The organism is Paenibacillus sp. OV219, assembly GCF_900110075.1.
In the GTDB taxonomy this organism is placed as follows: domain Bacteria; phylum Bacillota; class Bacilli; order Paenibacillales; family Paenibacillaceae; genus Paenibacillus_Z.
The window spans coordinates 1,200,328-1,215,753 of sequence record NZ_FOCJ01000001.1; the positions used below are offsets into that span (position 1 = coordinate 1,200,328).

18 protein-coding genes and 1 riboswitch are annotated in these 15,426 nt (G+C 48.7%); of the genes, 12 read left to right on the forward strand and 6 right to left on the reverse strand.

Annotated elements, in window-relative coordinates:
* Positions 1 to 108: 108 nt before the first annotated feature.
* The 5 genes from BMY11_RS05370 to BMY11_RS05390 all read left to right on the forward strand — a co-directional run bounded on the left by BMY11_RS05370 (position 109) and on the right by BMY11_RS05390 (position 5,035).
* A complete protein-coding gene (locus BMY11_RS05370; protein ID WP_090573393.1) occupies positions 109 to 1,098 on the forward strand; it encodes a Gfo/Idh/MocA family protein in 990 nt (329 codons plus the stop codon).
* 2 nt (positions 1,099 to 1,100) lie between these two features.
* Positions 1,101 to 1,970: a sugar phosphate isomerase/epimerase family protein gene (locus BMY11_RS05375; RefSeq protein WP_090573394.1), complete on the forward strand. Its 870-nt coding sequence runs from the start codon at positions 1,101 to 1,103 to the stop codon at positions 1,968 to 1,970.
* Between the two features lie 110 nt (positions 1,971 to 2,080).
* Positions 2,081 to 2,494: a DUF2203 domain-containing protein gene (locus BMY11_RS05380; RefSeq protein ID WP_256217306.1), complete on the forward strand. Its 414-nt coding sequence runs from the start codon at positions 2,081 to 2,083 to the stop codon at positions 2,492 to 2,494.
* A 180-nt stretch (positions 2,495 to 2,674) separates the two neighbouring features.
* Complete coding sequence (locus BMY11_RS05385; protein WP_090573396.1) at positions 2,675 to 3,847, forward strand: glucosaminidase domain-containing protein; 1,173 nt, start codon at positions 2,675 to 2,677, stop codon at positions 3,845 to 3,847.
* Between the two features lie 63 nt (positions 3,848 to 3,910).
* A riboswitch (purine riboswitch) is annotated at positions 3,911 to 4,007 on the forward strand.
* 59 nt (positions 4,008 to 4,066) lie between these two features.
* Positions 4,067 to 5,035, forward strand: a complete 969-nt coding sequence (locus BMY11_RS05390) for an EamA family transporter (protein WP_090573397.1) — start codon at positions 4,067 to 4,069, stop codon at positions 5,033 to 5,035.
* A gap of 65 nt (positions 5,036 to 5,100) precedes the next feature.
* Here BMY11_RS05390 and BMY11_RS05395 read toward each other — a convergent pair whose 3' ends face one another.
* Positions 5,101 to 5,286, reverse strand: coding sequence for a hypothetical protein (locus tag BMY11_RS05395; protein WP_090573398.1), 186 nt, complete (start codon positions 5,284 to 5,286; stop codon positions 5,101 to 5,103).
* A gap of 299 nt (positions 5,287 to 5,585) precedes the next feature.
* On the opposite strand from BMY11_RS05395, the gene pyrH reads away from it, so the two are divergent.
* Complete coding sequence (gene pyrH / locus BMY11_RS05400; RefSeq protein ID WP_090573399.1) at positions 5,586 to 6,362, forward strand: UMP kinase; 777 nt, start codon at positions 5,586 to 5,588, stop codon at positions 6,360 to 6,362.
* A 74-nt stretch (positions 6,363 to 6,436) separates the two neighbouring features.
* Here the strand turns inward: pyrH and BMY11_RS29180 are convergent, their stop codons facing one another.
* The 3 genes from BMY11_RS29180 to BMY11_RS05410 form a co-directional block, all read right to left on the reverse strand.
* A complete protein-coding gene (locus tag BMY11_RS29180; protein ID WP_256217307.1) occupies positions 6,437 to 6,571 on the reverse strand; it encodes a hypothetical protein in 135 nt (44 codons plus the stop codon).
* 89 nt (positions 6,572 to 6,660) lie between these two features.
* Positions 6,661 to 8,121: a DHA2 family efflux MFS transporter permease subunit gene (locus tag BMY11_RS05405; RefSeq protein ID WP_090573400.1), complete on the reverse strand. Its 1,461-nt coding sequence runs from the start codon at positions 8,119 to 8,121 to the stop codon at positions 6,661 to 6,663.
* A 314-nt stretch (positions 8,122 to 8,435) separates the two neighbouring features.
* Positions 8,436 to 9,047 (reverse strand): thymidine kinase, encoded by a 612-nt coding sequence (locus tag BMY11_RS05410; RefSeq protein ID WP_090573401.1) that lies wholly within the window; start codon positions 9,045 to 9,047, stop codon positions 8,436 to 8,438.
* A 464-nt stretch (positions 9,048 to 9,511) separates the two neighbouring features.
* Between BMY11_RS05410 and BMY11_RS05415 the strand changes: the two genes are divergently transcribed.
* The 3 genes from BMY11_RS05415 to BMY11_RS05420 all read left to right on the forward strand — a co-directional run bounded on the left by BMY11_RS05415 (position 9,512) and on the right by BMY11_RS05420 (position 11,977).
* On the forward strand, positions 9,512 to 10,879 hold the full coding sequence (locus BMY11_RS05415; protein ID WP_090573402.1) for an aspartate aminotransferase family protein: 1,368 nt from the start codon (positions 9,512 to 9,514) through the stop codon (positions 10,877 to 10,879).
* 71 nt (positions 10,880 to 10,950) lie between these two features.
* Positions 10,951 to 11,091: a hypothetical protein gene (locus BMY11_RS28740; protein WP_177182504.1), complete on the forward strand. Its 141-nt coding sequence runs from the start codon at positions 10,951 to 10,953 to the stop codon at positions 11,089 to 11,091.
* Between the two features lie 103 nt (positions 11,092 to 11,194).
* Positions 11,195 to 11,977, forward strand: coding sequence for a DeoR/GlpR family DNA-binding transcription regulator (locus BMY11_RS05420; protein ID WP_090573403.1), 783 nt, complete (start codon positions 11,195 to 11,197; stop codon positions 11,975 to 11,977).
* A gap of 90 nt (positions 11,978 to 12,067) precedes the next feature.
* Here BMY11_RS05420 and BMY11_RS05425 read toward each other — a convergent pair whose 3' ends face one another.
* The gene (locus tag BMY11_RS05425) at positions 12,068 to 12,619 is read right to left on the reverse strand and encodes a GyrI-like domain-containing protein (RefSeq protein ID WP_371262756.1); all 552 of its coding nucleotides are present in this window, start codon (positions 12,617 to 12,619) and stop codon (positions 12,068 to 12,070) included.
* A gap of 253 nt (positions 12,620 to 12,872) precedes the next feature.
* Complete coding sequence (locus tag BMY11_RS05430) at positions 12,873 to 13,163, reverse strand: hypothetical protein (RefSeq protein WP_090573404.1); 291 nt, start codon at positions 13,161 to 13,163, stop codon at positions 12,873 to 12,875.
* Between the two features lie 161 nt (positions 13,164 to 13,324).
* Between BMY11_RS05430 and BMY11_RS05435 the strand changes: the two genes are divergently transcribed.
* From BMY11_RS05435 to BMY11_RS05445, 3 genes are all read left to right on the forward strand, one after another.
* Positions 13,325 to 13,615 carry a magnetosome magnetite crystal formation protein family gene (locus tag BMY11_RS05435; RefSeq protein WP_090573405.1) on the forward strand — a complete coding sequence of 97 codons (291 nt, stop codon included), beginning with the start codon at positions 13,325 to 13,327 and terminating at the stop codon, positions 13,613 to 13,615.
* 88 nt (positions 13,616 to 13,703) lie between these two features.
* Entirely contained in the window at positions 13,704 to 14,132 is a 429-nt protein-coding gene (locus tag BMY11_RS05440) for a PH domain-containing protein (RefSeq protein ID WP_090573406.1), read from the forward strand.
* Between the two features lie 20 nt (positions 14,133 to 14,152).
* Positions 14,153 to 15,253 (forward strand): threonine aldolase family protein, encoded by a 1,101-nt coding sequence (locus BMY11_RS05445; protein ID WP_371262757.1) that lies wholly within the window; start codon positions 14,153 to 14,155, stop codon positions 15,251 to 15,253.
* Positions 15,254 to 15,426: the final 173 nt, after the last annotated feature.

Sequence of the window (15,426 nt, forward strand, 5' to 3'; positions counted from 1 at the left end):
TCGAAGACAATCATGTTTTGTCGTATTTTTGGATTGGTAGGCGTTATGATTTGTGATAGGTTTAGGGAGTATCTTACATACTTATCCATCACGGGAGGTTAAAGGGCAATGAGTAAAGTTCGTATTGGCATGATCGGCACTGGCGGCATCGCCAATTGGCATGCAAGACAGCTGCTGGAACTGCCTGAGGCATCAATTGTCGCAATTGCAGATCCAAGTGAGCAGAACCGCATTCGATTTGTGGACGAGCATAAGCTCGATTCCGTAAGCGCTTACTCGGATTACAAAGAGCTGCTCGCGCATGCCGAGCTGGATGCTGTCGTGATCTGCTCGCCGCACACCCTTCATTACGAGCAAGCGACCGATGCACTGAACAGTGGACTGCATGTCATGATGGAGAAACCGATGGTTTGTTCATCTGAAGAAGCGCAGCAACTAATTGAACTTTCGAATCAAGTGGGCAAATTGATGCAGGTGTCGTATCAGCGTCATTTTCAACCAGAATTTCTATACATCAAAGAAGCAATTGAAACCGGCGAAATCGGCAAGCTGACGTCGATCACCGCATCGCTATATCAGGAATGGAGACAAGGAACACCTGGCTCATGGCGGCAAAATCCGGCATTGTCCGGTGGCGGTTTCCTGATGGATTCCGGCAGCCATATTATTGACGTCCTGTTATGGACGACAGGTCTTACTCCAGTAGAGGTGAAGCCGCAGCTGCATATGCACGGCTCACCAGTCGAGATTGATACCTTCACGTCGATCCGGTTCGCTGAAGGTCCAGTCGCTGGACTGAATTTGGTCGGCTTCTCGCCATGCTGGCATGAAACATTCGTGTTCTGCGGCGAGAACGGCGGTATTTTCTATGACAATGGCAAGATTACGCTCCGCCGTCTGAACGAGGAGCCGATTGTGCCTGAGCTGCCAGTCGCTGTGACGAATCAGGATAAGAGCTTCGTAGATGCGATACTTGGCCGTCACGAAGTGCTTGTTCCGGGCGAATTCGCTCTGAAAGTTACGAAGCTATCTGAAATGATCTATGAAGCAGCAGGCTATTCACCGCTTGGCACTGCTATCAAAGAGGAGGCAATATAAGGATGAACGTACAAATTGGAATGCGGATTCCGCCAAAGATTGGCGATGAGGGTATTCAGAAGACGGCAGCTTGGGCGGCTGAGGCAGGACTTGACGTGCTGGACGTTTCAAACTTGACTGTCGAAGTGAAGGAAGCTTGTTCTGCGGCAGGCATTGGCATTGGTTCGATAGACGCGCACTATACCGCTCAGCTGCTTAGCCGTGATGAAGCGAAGCGCGAGCAAGCAATTGAAATGCAGAAGAAGCAAATCAGCGGCATCGCTGAGCTTGGCGGCAAAGTGTTGTTCATGTGTCTTGTGCCGGAAGATCTTACATTGCCTCGTCGTGAAGGCTTTGCGCTCTTCAAAGATTCTTTCCCTGAAGTTGTGAAGCATGCTGAACAGAACGGCGTTTATATTGCGATCGAGGGCTGGCCTGGACCGGCGCCGCATTATCCGACTCTCGGCTGTACGCCAGAGATGTGGCGAGCGATGTTTGAAGCGATCCCTTCGAAGCATTTTGGACTTAACTATGACCCATCCCACCTCGTGAGACTTGGTATCGACTACCTGCGAGCGCTTACGGAATTCGGCGAGCGCGTTAATCACGCTCACGGCAAAGATACAGAAATTCTTACGGATGAGCTCTACGAATGCGGCGTACTGGAGGCTACCTTCGGCGAGAAGTACGACTTCTCGGAAGGCTCCTGGCGATATACGATTCCAGGCCGCGGCGCTGTAGAGTGGGGCAAGGTTGCGGTGCGTCTTGACCGTCTCGGCTACAATGGCGCAGTTAGTATCGAGCTTGAGGATCACAGCTACTGGGGCTCGATTGAAGCAGAGCGTCAGGGCATCGTGAAGGCTGCACAGCATTTGAAGCAATATTTTAAATAAGCATCAATTGATTTGTGGCAGGGATCTGGAGCGTGTATCACGCTTCCCGGTCCCTGTTTTCTTTCTGTGCGAGTTTCAAGTAAACTAACGAAGGAGGAGTGATGACGAGCGTGGAGCAACCAATATTTACAATGAGTGAAGCGAATGCGATGCTGCCGCAGTTGCAAGAGGATTTATTTAAGCTTCAGCTGCTAGCTCAGCAGTTCGAAGAGAAATATGAAGAATTACAGATACTTAAAGGGAAACGTGAGCTAGTGAAGCCGCAAGGAAGTACCGAATCCGACCCTTTCTTCGAGCTGGAAAGCCAGCTTGAATTTATGAGAATGGAGATTGATCTGGGCATAAGCAACTTCGAACGCAAGGGCGTCATGCTCAAAATGATTAATCCAGGACTCATTGATTTCCCCTCTCTATTGAATGGTGAGAAAATTCTAATTTGTTGGAAGCAAGGAGAAACTCGAATCTCGCACTATCATGGCTGGAATGACGGTTTTATTGGACGTAAGCCATATCCGGAGTGCTAATATCCGCCCATTTCGGAAGCCTGAAAGCTCAGGCTTCTTTTTTGTTCGTCAAAAGGAGTATGTCATCGACAAAACTACAAAATTTTCTCGCAGAAGGTTTGACATGTTTTTCATAAGATAGCCTTTACAATCTAACCTATATCGGAAAGGCCCTAATAAATACAAGAAAGAGGTGTGTTTATGTCTAGGAGCATCCAATGGAATGTAGTGGCTTATATGATTATCGCGGCGCTGCTTGCGTCGTTCGTCCTTTCTTTTAACCATACGTTTAGCTTGTGGAGTAGCCGATCCGCCGATAATATTTTAACGCAGAAGTTTACTTCGAATAAGCAGATCATGATTGAACGTTTAACGTCCTCCTCGATTATCTCCAAATCAGCGTTTCAGCCGGTTACCGTCGTGAAGAAAGCAACGCCGACGTCGGCCATCTCTGCTCCGATTGCTGCCACTGAGAAGAAGAAGCCCGTCGCAATTGCGAGTGCAAAACCCCTTTATACATATAAAGTAACGTCATTTTACCTCAATGTCCGTTCGGAACCGAATGCTGATGCCAAAATCATGTACGAGGTCAAGCAAGGGACACAGCTGCAAGTGTTGTCCAAGGATGATGCCGGATGGCTTATGCTGAAGAGCGGCGGTTATGTCCATGGCGGATATGCGACTGTAATTGGCATGAAGCAGGCGCCGGCAGAAGTAACAATCCAATCTGCAGAATCTGCTGTCTCTACTGTCTCTACTGTCTCTGCCGTATCTGCCGTATCCTCGGCGGTTACGTCGGCTAAAGTTCTGCAGAACAAGTCGCTACAGGTGGATGTTAGGCCAAAAGTACATACGATGGACGTTAAGGTTAGTCCCATTGAAGATCAAGTGGCAACCGTAGATACGAGTATTGCAGAGGATGATAACGGAAATCCGGTTAAACCGACTTCCCGTGTGAATACGGACTCTGGCTTATCCTCGAAGCAGATTGCACAGCTGCTGAACGGGACGAAGTTATCTGGCCAAGGGCTGGAGCAAGCGGTATTGAGCATTGAAGAGGAGTATGGCATTAACGCCTTCTTCACGATAGCTGTTATGAAGCTCGAGAGCGGCAACGGGAAGAGTAGGCTGGCGAGGACCAAGAACAACTTGTTCGGCTTAAATGCAACTTCCAGCAATCCATATCGAAAGGCAACTTACTTCGAAACGAAAGGGGATTGCGTTCAGAAATTTGGACAACTATTATCGGACAATTATGTGGAGCGGGGCTATACGACCATTGAGAAGGTGGCGAGGAAATATTGTCCCGTGAATTCGAAATGGGCATCACATGTCAGAAGTATAATGCGAAGCGATTTCAGTAAACTTGCCTAATAAAATGGGCCTAATCGGCGGTTGACATTCATAAACTTCTCCTGTAACATTCCAAGAAGTGAAACACAAACCGCATACGAAATTCGTATAACCTCACAACAGGGTGAGGGTTTCTACGGGAAGCCTAAACTTCCTAACTACGAATACGGAATTATCGTAATTGATAATTTTGTATTTGCGGTTAGGAATTTTTTATTGCTCGGAGGGGGCAGCTTAGATATGAAATACTTGTTATCTGTTTTTCTAGGTGCGGTTAGCTACGGCATTCTATCCACAATTGTGGTTCATGCGTATGATGCAGGCTACGATCTCGGTGAAGTTGTCGGGACGCAGCTGTTGATTGGATTTATACTATCATGGCTTATGGTCATGTATATGAAGGTAAGGAATAAGCGCCAGTCGGCGAAAGAAGCTGGCGTGACACAAGAGAAGAGCCTTACTTGGAAGCAACGCTTCATGCTCATGTCAGCGGGTATTCCAACCGCTCTGACTGGCTTGTTGTATTACCAGTCGCTTCGTTACATTCCGAACTCGCTTGCGATCGTGCTGTTGTTTCAATTTACGTGGATGGGTGTTCTTATTCAAGCGATCAGCTCGCGTAAACGGCCAAACGGCATTATGCTGCTGACACTCGCCATCTTGTTCGGTGGGACCTTGCTTGCTGCCGGTATTATGGAGCAAGGCTTGGCGGACTTCGACATGACTGGTGTCGTGCTCGGATTGCTTGCAGCAGTGAGTTACTCGTTGTTTATTCTGTTCAGTGGCAAAGCGGTGCCATCCGTACATCCGGCCTATCGCAGTGCATGGATGATTACGGGCGGACTTATCTTCGTCTTCATTCTATTCCCGCCAACATTCTTGTTTAACGGTGTCATTTGGAGCAGCCTGCTCTTGTTCGGCTTCCTGCTCGGTTTGTTCGGCGCATTCATTCCACCTGTGCTGTTCGCCATCGGTGTGCCGCATATCGGCGGCGGCATGGCAGGCATTGTCGGCGCAGCCGAGCTGCCCGTAGCGGTTATGCTCTCAGCAGTCGTGCTGCATGAGCATGTGAGCATGCTACAGTGGGCTGGGGTTGTAATCGTCCTGCTTGGTGTTGCGCTCCCGGAGCTTATGAGAAGCGTCTCTGGAGGCGGTCCGAGAATGAGCCGCAGAACGCGTCTGACGGAAGTGACATCAACGATCCATTAGCATAAGTGAAGCCCGATTCCGAAGTGATGCGGATCGGGCTTCTTTTTTGTCAGATGTCGATTGAATTATTCGTTCTCTTTGAATGCATCTGCCGCACTTGCAGCAGCCTGATTCGCGCCATTACTGTTCTCGAACGCTTCTGCAGCTTCTTCAGCAGAGAATTCTGTGTCAGCCTCGCCAGCTACGGGTAGCTTGTTTAGTTCTGTGGATTGGACTTCTGCTTTCGATACACCATTACCCTGTTTAGTCATGTGTGTTAGAACCTCCTGCTTCATGTAAGTTTTTTAACAAGCGTTATCGTGCCCGATATTGGGGTAAGAATATACATTTTTGATTTGTAAATTTTTCCTTGACCGATTTTCCCCTATACGCATATAATCTTGAACAGGAATAAATGGAGAGGAGCGATGCTGCTTGATGACGAAGAAGCAAAGAATCAACCGTCCGGCAGTGGAAATACGTTCTTTCCTCCAGTAGTTCAATGGGATTCACGAAACACTAAAGCGTATGTGCTTTAGTGTTTTATTTTTTTAAGGGGGCTGATGTGCGGATGAGCAAGTACAAGCGCGTGTTAATCAAGCTAAGCGGCGGGGCAATTGCAGGCGAGAGTGCGTTCGGATTCGATCCGGAGCGGATGGAGCACATCGCAAGCGAGATTATGTCGGTGGTGGAAAAAGGTATTGAGGTATGCCTCGTCATCGGCGGTGGCAACATATTCCGAGGGAACATGGCTGCGCTATGGGGAATCGAGCGCGCCGAGGCAGACAACATCGGGACGCTTGCCACCGTTGTGAACAGCTTAATGCTTCGCGGGGTACTCAAGGCAAAAGGCAGCCATGAAGTCCGCGTCATGACAGCTATTCCGCTGACATCCGTCGCTGAGCCTTACATTCGGCTTCGAGCCGTTCATCATCTTGAGAAAGGGTATATTGTCATCTTCGCCGGTGGCAATGGCCAGCCGTACGTGACGACGGACTACCCATCTGTCCAACGGGCGATAGAAGTGAGCTGCGATGCACTGCTTGTCGCGAAGCAAGGGGTTGACGGTGTATTCAGCTCCGATCCGAAGAGAGACGTCAATGCGCGGAAGTTCCGGTCGTTGCATTACAACGATGTGCTGAAGCAGGATTTGCGCATTATGGATCAGGCTGCGTTTATTTTGGCGAGGGACTATGAACTCCCAATTCATGTGTTCAACTTCGATGAACCTGGCTCCATGAGCGCGATCTGTGACGGCCAGCATCGGGGGACAGTCATAAGCAGCGAATCTGTGCTCGCCTATGAAGCGGTGGAGAAAGAAGCAGAACGCAATAAAGCACCGTCCTGATGAGGACGATGCTTTAAAGTTACATAGATTAATCGTAGCTTTAGTCTAACGTAGTTCGCAGTGCTGATTAGAGGTTAGCAGCTTTTTCCGCCGTTATTATTCGCTGCCACATTATCGCTCTCCGCCGACAATCGCTCTCCGTATTGATCTAACCGACCGGGATGCGAGGCAGGACCTTTATTCTTCGGCTTGCTGTTTCTTCCTGTCATAAGCTTCTCACCTCCGTCCTCCATAACATGAACGGGGAGAGAGGATTTCATGCGAGCTGAAATAACGTAAGTGAGGCGAGTGGACCTGTTTAACCCATATCAACCATATGCGTTTGTTGTGCGTCCGTAGAGTTCGATACCTTCGGACGCTTCAGCGTCACAGCAAGAATTAATCCTAAGATGGCAAGTCCCGCAAGTGATAGATACGTATCATGAAAAGCATGCGACATCGCGTCTGGCATCGGCTTCTCGCCAGCAGCAGCATGATGATTAGTGCGGCTAACAATTAACGTCGTTAATCCTGCCACTGAGAACGAGGTGACGACCTGCTGCGCTGCGCTTGTCAGCGAAGTGACTCGGCTGACGAGATTGCTCGGGGCGGATTGAATCAGATGTGTGTTCAGCGCCAGGAAGGAGAGACCCATGCCCATACCGAGCAAGGCGCGTGGCAAGAGGAACATAATTGCGTTATCACTCGGATCGATGCGCGATATGAGATAAGCGCCAACGGTTACGATCGTTAAGCCGGTAAGGACGAGCGGCCTAGCACCGATACGGTCGTACAGCCGTCCGCCGATAGGCATGAATAGGCCAGCAGCAATCGCTTGCGGCAGTGTCCACATGCCGGCGTGGAAGGCGGTCATGCCCATCAGCTTCTGCATGAAGAACGGGACAGTGAAGATAATGCCGAACATAACGAATTGCAGCACCCACTGCACTATAATGCCGCGCGTGAAGAGCGGGGAACGGAAGACGCGAAGCTCGAGCAGCGGCTCTTTCTTCCGAAGCAGCTCGACGACAACGAATCCGATGAGAGAAGCACCGCCAACAACGAGGCCGATTATCGTTTTGTCCGATGACCAGCTCGTTGAGCCTTCACTTAGACCATAGGACAAGCCAGAGAAGGCGAGTGGACCAAGAATAATCCCCAGGATGTCAAGCGACGTGGACGCCTTTCTCGGCAGTTTTGGCAGAAGCAGTCCGACTAGTATGACACCGACGATGCCGACAGGGAGATTAATGAGAAAGATCCATTCCCATTTCACATAGTCGACCAAATAGCCGGATATAATCGGGCCTAGCGCTGGAGCGAGAAGAATCGGCATGCCCATAAGGCCCATAATCGAGCCTGCTTTCTCAGGCGGGCTCAGCCGATACGTCATGGCGAATGCGATCGGTGTGACCATACCGCCGCCAAGACCCTGCAGGATGCGGTATGTAATAAGCTGATCGACGGTCGTCGCTGTTGCACACAGCACGGATCCGATCGTAAACAGGACGAGGGACAGGAGGAACACTTCCTTTGACCCGAACCGGTCGGTCATCCATCCAGAGAGCGGGATGACAGCCGCCTGTGCAAGCGCATAGCCGGTTACGGTCCATTGCACCATTGTCAGAGTACTGTGGAAGTCATCCACGAGCACAGGGATAGCGACGTTAACCGCTGTACTGTCGAGAATAACCATGAAGATTCCCACAATAATAGCAATGAGCGGTCCTACAAGTTGGCGCATCGATGTGAATGGTAGTTCTGGAGCTTCAGATTGCATAGGTCATTACAGCCTCCTCAAGTATGTCTGTCTTATCTTTCCACTTTACTGAAGTTAGCAGCATCATGTCAAAAAGATTCAATGAACAGTCTGGAATGGCGAAATTCGCCCTCCAGGCTGCCGGTTTTCGTTACAATATTTTGAAAGCTGCGTTCGGTTTACGGTTCTTTAGCCGGGCCAACGGCTGTCAGAGGTCAGCCATGCTCGGGATATGGAATAACCCAGAGCGCTTCATATAAAAAAAGAGAACCCCGCGGTTTAATAAAAACGCGGAGTTCTCTACACTCTGGAGAGCGAAATTCGCCTCTCCTTCTTTATTCCTCACTATCGCTATCGCTTTGGCTGCGGAAGGCTTGATTATAACACCGTCTGCAAACCGGCTTATAGTCCTCGTTGCCGCCGATTTGGATCTGCTGCCCGGCGTTAACGGGCTGGCCGTCGCGGAACCGGATAACCATCGTTGCTTTGCGGTCGCAGTACCAGCAGATCGTCTTAATCTCTTCGATCTTGTCCGCTTGCACGAGAAGATTGTAGCTGCCTTCGAACAACTGGTTCTGGAAGTCGTTCTTCAGCCCGAAAGCCATAACCGGGATGTTCAATTCATCAACCACTTGCGTTAGCTGGATAATATGATGTTTCTTCAGAAATTGAGCTTCATCAATAAGGACGCAGTAAATTTGCTTCGGTCCGGAAGTGGAGAGATGTGACTTTACGCTCTCATACAGATTCGTCTGCTCATCAACCGGAATGGCTGCCCGCTCGAATCCGACCCGGGAGCCGACAAGCTCTGCGCCGTCTCTTGCGCTGAACGATGGCGAGTAGATGAGGACCCGTTTGCCTTGCTCCTCGTAGTTATGCGCCACTTTAATAATTTCGAACGATTTGCCGCTGTTCATAGTTCCATATTTGTAATAGAGCTGTGCCACGAATGAATCTCCTCCAAGCAATATCATCTATACTCTTTTAACATATTCGAGTGCTTGTGACAAGGAAATGATCTGGACAAAAAAAGGCACATAGGATCACTTAGCTCGTGCATAAATGATAGAGTTGTATTGTTGTTGTTTTATCAGGTGAAGTTCCAGTAAAGGCTTGACCCGCTTCGCGCCGTGCGTTCGTTTACGATTTCTTCATAAACAGGGGGAGACGTCTAGATTACTTTCAATATTGTAAACGGAGAGATAAATCTTTCAGCGAAGGATTGAATTGTATTTATGTGCAAGTTATGCTGAACAAAGCAACACGAACTAATATTAAAACCACAATAACCCAAACACCTCGAAGGATACACTAACATGAAAAATATAGTTTTTATCGACCATAGCAAGCCTATTTACAAAGGTAATCTCCATCTTCATACCACATGGTCGGACGGAAGGAGGTCGCGCAAATGGAAATGAAATCATACATGCGAACAGAGGGGGATATTAATTTATCCCCGGAGCGCCAGCTATGGCAGGATCGGCATTTGAGTGAGGATACTTTGGACATCTTGGAGGAAGACAGCCGTTATTTCATTCATCAGTCGATGTCGACGCCATGCCTGAATGTCATTGTGAATGCAGAAGGCATCTATCTGGAAGATCAGGATGGCCGCAAATATATGGATTTCCACGGTAACAGCGTTCATCAAGTTGGCTATAAGAATCGGTACGTTCTGGATGCCGTCATGAAGCAGCTCGAGGAGCTGCCGTTCCTGCCGCGTCGCTATACGAATCCGGTTGCAATCAAGCTGGCGAAGAAGCTGGCGGAGCTTGCTCCAGGTGACTTGAATAAGGTGCTGTTCACACCTGGCGGCACGAGTGCGATTGGCATGGCACTTAAGCTGGCGCGCAAATTCACGGGCAAATTCAAGACGATCTCGACGTGGGATTCATTCCACGGTGCAAGCCTAGATGCGATTTCGGTCGGAGGAGAAGGGGTGTTTCGCAATCATATCGGCCCGCTCCTGCCTGGCACAGAGCATATGATGCCGTTCAATTCCTACCGCTGCATCATGGGGGAATGTGACGACTACGGGATGAAATGTCTCGATTACTTAGAATTTATGCTGGAACGCGAAGCCGATGTTGGTGCGATTATATTGGAGCCGATTCGCAGCACCGATGTGCAAATTCCGCCAACCGCTTACTTCAAGCGACTTCGTGAATTGTGTGACCGCTACGGCGTGCTGCTCATTTTGGACGAAATTCCGACTGCCTTCGGACGGACCGGCAAGATGTTCGTACACGAGCATTACGATATCATTCCAGATATCGTCGTGATCGGCAAAGGCTTCGGCGGGGGAGTATTCCCAATGGCAGGCATCATCGTCCGCGAAGGGCTTGATATCGCGCAAGATATTTCGCTAGGTCATTACACGCATGAGAAGAGCTCGGTCGGCTGCGCGGCTGCGCTGGCGACGATCGAATACATCGAGAATAATAGGCTGCTCGAACATGCACAGCAGATGGAGCTGTTCCTTAAGGAAAGGCTCACCGAAATGATGGCGAAGTACGAAGTGATCGGTGACATCCGCGTGAAGGGGATGCTGGCTGCGATTGAGCTGGTGACAAGCCGTACGACAAAAGCGAAAGCAGTGGAAGGTGCGGAGAAAGTGATGTACATCTGCATGGAGCGAGGACTCAGCTTCAAAGTGTCGAGTGGCAACGTACTGACTCTAGTTCCGCCACTCATTACGACGAGAGAGCAGCTGGAATGGGCGCTGCAGCAGATTGAAGAAGCGATCGCTGCAGTATTTTCGTGTAATCTCACATAAAAAAGAATAATCAACAACAATACAAAACATTAACGTTGATTTAATCCTCCTTTTGCGTGAGCTCGGACCGCTTGGATGGTATGATCCGACTGCTGACAGCCAATGAAACGATTGTGAACAGCGGCGATACCGTCTATATGCGTATCCGCGGCGACAAGTTCCATCTGTTCGATGAGACGAATAACGGCTCCAATTTGATGCAGTACCGCTAGCAGCTCGAGTATTGCATTTCGCATGTCGAAGAAGGACACTATTACTAGCCAGCCATAATTTGCTATAATTAATGCAATAAAGAATTAACAGGGGGGTAAACGCTTGTCCCTTGCAGGTGAAGAACGGAAGAGAAGCATTATCGCTATGCTCGGTGAGCATGGCAAAGTCAATGTAAGCGAGTTGTCTCGGCATTTCGAGGTGTCGACGGAGACGATTCGCCGCGATCTTGATGAGCTGGAGAAGGACAATAAGCTGAAGAAGGTCTACGGCGGCGCTGTTAAGCATAAAGCGGATATCGAGCTTGCTTACTCAGAGCGAGAGATTATTTATGCTGAAGAGAAGCGGATTATCGGCGCCTTGGCGGCGAACTTAATCGATGACAACGACGTGATCGTCATCGACGAGGGCAGCACTGCCATGCAGATATTGCATTGCCTTGATGGCAAGCGGAATTTGACGATCTTCGTCTGTTCGATTCCGACGCTAACGCTGCTGATTGACTATTATAATCGGGGCTCTTTTGACGGCAAAATCATCTTTATCGGCGGTGAAGTGAATCCGAAGCATCTACGTGTCTCAGGACCGATCGCTGAGAAAATCATGGAGGACTTCTATGTAAACAAGTCGTTCATCTCCGTGGACGGCGTGTCGCTTACGAATGGCCTTACAAGCTACGATTATGATCGTGCGCTGTTCACGCGCAAGCTGATCCGCAGTGCAGAGATTGTCATTGCGCTGGCGGACGAGTCCAAGATTGGCAAGCGGACTGTCGCGAAGATCGCCGAGCTAGGCCAAGTCGGATATGTCGTTTCGAATATCGCTCCGCCTAACGGCTGGCGGCAAGGGCTGCAAGATTTAGGCATATCGTGGATCAACCCGAAATAGAATCGTTAGAACGAATAAAGCTCCCTGTGTGCGACTGTTCAAGCACAGAGAGCTTTTTTGGCATTGGCTATGAAAGTTATTGAACTACGATCAGGTTTCTACATGGAATCTCAACACCGTTCTCATCTTGGACGGTTCAGTCTTGCGAGGATCAGACAAATAGATTTCCCGATGGAGCTTGCTAGAGCGGATATAGCCATGTTCGGCACAGTATGCTTCCATTCGTGCGAAGCTTTCAGGTTCATCGTCGAAACGACCGATATGCATCATTTGACAATTCAAGCCATCTTCGACATGTTCAAACCGAACTCTGTCTAGGTACGGATTTGACTTCTTCAGCTTTGTCTGACTCAAAAAACGTTCGAACAGCTCTACCGTCAAAAAGTCAGGTTGGCGTATCATGAGGGTGTACTTGAAATTGTTTTTGTCAGTTGAGGGCTTTGAGTAATCCATTAAGTCCCATACTCCCTCAAGAGGGAAGACCGTATATTCATAGTACCCAAGGGGTACATCATCACTTTTGTAGGACATTCTCACCGCATAACTCAAGCTGTACAAAGCTTCTGTTGCCTTGGCGAATTCCTCGCCATTAGGATCTCCGGATCCACTTACGATAAAGAAGGGCATCCGCGGCACTTCCACAATTTAGGGATGCGTTCGTGCCATATAGAGTGGCTTGAAATCCTTCTTATAATCTACTTTTTTAATCAAAGTCATCATCCTATTAGGTAAAATATAATCTCAAACCAATTATAGAACAAATGTTCGTAAACATCAAATCACATCTACTTTGTTTAACATATCCCATGCAATTAAAAAAACAAGCTGTCGGTGCATCGGCAGCTTGCTTCAAAAAAACATGGAATTGTGAGTGCTTAGGTGTTCGCGTATCTGTTTACAATTTGTTCTTGAGATCCATAAAGTACTTGAATACAACTCCGAATGCGCCGACGTAATACGCGGTTAACATGATCCAACCCGAAGAATCGAAGGAAGCATCCATGTTCGCCATCAAGAACAATGGGAGTACATAGTACATCATGTCTTTCAGATACATTGTGAACATGTCGCTAGTCATACTGCCTGCCATAAGTCCTTTGTAGAGACCAAGCAAGAAGTTCAGACCCATCATGCCAAGAACAACCCACATGGAATATTGCATCCAATCTGTAAGTGCAAATGTCATTAAGAATCACCTCCCCCTGAGGAAGAGTGTTATTGCATACGTTATCATATGTGGGATCGTCCGAACGGGTACGGGGCAACGTCCTAAATGATGGAAAAAGAAACTTTGTACAGGTAAGTGTCGTATAAGCTTTCAAATCAATGGAAGAGGTGGTGCAGGATATGGAATCGAACAAAATCATTTCGGCTTTATGCTATTTCAGTATTTTCTTCGCGGGCTTCATCGTACCGGTTGTCATCTACTTCGTAACGAACGATTATGAAGTGAAGCAGCATGCCAAGCGAGCGCTATTCTCCCATCTCATCCCTCTGATCGCGGTGCCGCTGTTCCTCGTTGCGATTTTCGGTGGTCATGTTGGGTCGATATTGTTCATTGGACTGATAGCGGCACTACTAGGTTTTACAGTTGTGATCTGGAATGTCGTGATGGGCATTCGCGTGCTCAGCCGGTAAGCATCATCCCAATAGAGGGGAATGGCGTAAAATGACGAATACTATCGAAGCACATCACTTTATGAGGAACGCATAGGAGGACTAGAGCATGGCAAACCTATTAGGCGGGTTGTTTGGCAACTATTCAGAAGTATCCGTACAAGATTTAACGAATCAATATGGCGTGTACTTAATGCCGAATGAGAAAATCCAAATGGGCTTCAAGCTTGTCCGGGACTCGTTCATTATTACAGATGAGCGCCTCATCTTCATTGACCATCAAGGGGTTACGGGGAAGAAGACGCGAGTCGCTTCGATTCATCTGGATTCCATCATTGATGTGACGATGGAGACCGGGGGCACAGGCTTCGACGATAGCGAATTGACGATTCATTACATCACTTCGCCGTATTACAAAACCAATAATTTGCAGGTCGCCAGCTATAAGTTCGAGTTCGGCAAGAAGTTTAATTTGCAGCCGATCTATGTGAATTTCCTGACGCTTGCACACCAAAATCACAAACGTTTAAACGGTTAATAAGGAGCAAGAGCAGCAACATGACAATGGCAGAACAAACTTTACTCGAAGCGTTTAATGCAGCACCCTACCCAGTTACAGGTAATAGTAAATGGAATGTAAATCAATTGCTTGAGGCTTTCCAGTCCGTAGACGGGGAGCGGGACAGTGATGTTTATGGCACGGGCCGGATCATCGAGGAGTTCCAGGCGAAGATCGCAGCATACCTTGGCAAGCCATCGGCAGTCTTCTTCCCGAGCGGCACAATGGCGCAGCAGATCGCGCTTCGTATATGGAGTGATGGCGCGGGCAATAAGAAAGTGGCCTATCATCCGCTGTGCCATCTGGAGATCCATGAACAGAACGGCATTCGTGAGCTGCATCAACTGGAGCCGGTGCTTCTGGCCGATAAGAGCAGAACGATCGGACTTGCAGACATACAGCAGCTGGAAGAAAAGGTATCGTGTATACTGCTTGAGCTTCCACAGCGTGAAATCGGAGGCACATTGCTGCCATTCAGCGAGCTTGAATCGATCTCGGCTTATTGCCGCGAGCGTGGAATTAAGCTGCATCTGGATGGAGCGCGTCTATTCGAAGTGTTGCCATATTATAAGCGGACCGCAGCCGAAATCTGCCAGTTGTTCGACAGCGTCTACGTCTCGTTCTACAAAGGCATCGGCGGTATTGCAGGCGCCATCCTCGCAGGTGATGAGTCGTTCACGACAGAGTCGAAAATTTGGAAAAGACGCCATGGCGGCGATTTGATCAGCTTATATCCGTACATCATTAGCAGCGATTACTATTTCGAGCAGCGTCTGCCGAAGATGGAGCAGTATTACCTCGCAGCCGTTGAGCTTGCAGAGCTGTATAATAACTGTCAGCATATCGAGACGAAGCCGCAGGTGCCGGTATCGAACATGTTCCATGTTCATGCTGCTGTGCCGAAGGAGAAGCTGGAGCAGATGTTCAAAGCGATCTATGCGGAGACCGGCGTCGGTCTGACCCGCTATATTCGTGAAGTGGACGAGAGTAACAGCTACTACGAAGTTAGCCTTGGTGACCGCTACTTGAACTTGCCGAAGGGCAAAGTCCGTGAGGCTTTGGAGCTGTTGGATATGCGATTGGCTGAACTGAAACAGTAATCGTTGATTGGAACAAGTAAACAAGAGGAGAAGGTAGGGTGCTTCACACTTGCCCATAATCTGTTGAAGATGGTAGCAGTGGATGTCAAAAAGCAATGGAGCTAAGCAGAAACAAGCCGCTTAGCTCCTTTTCTATTCAGCGATCTCTACTACGTTTCGACCAACAGCTTTTC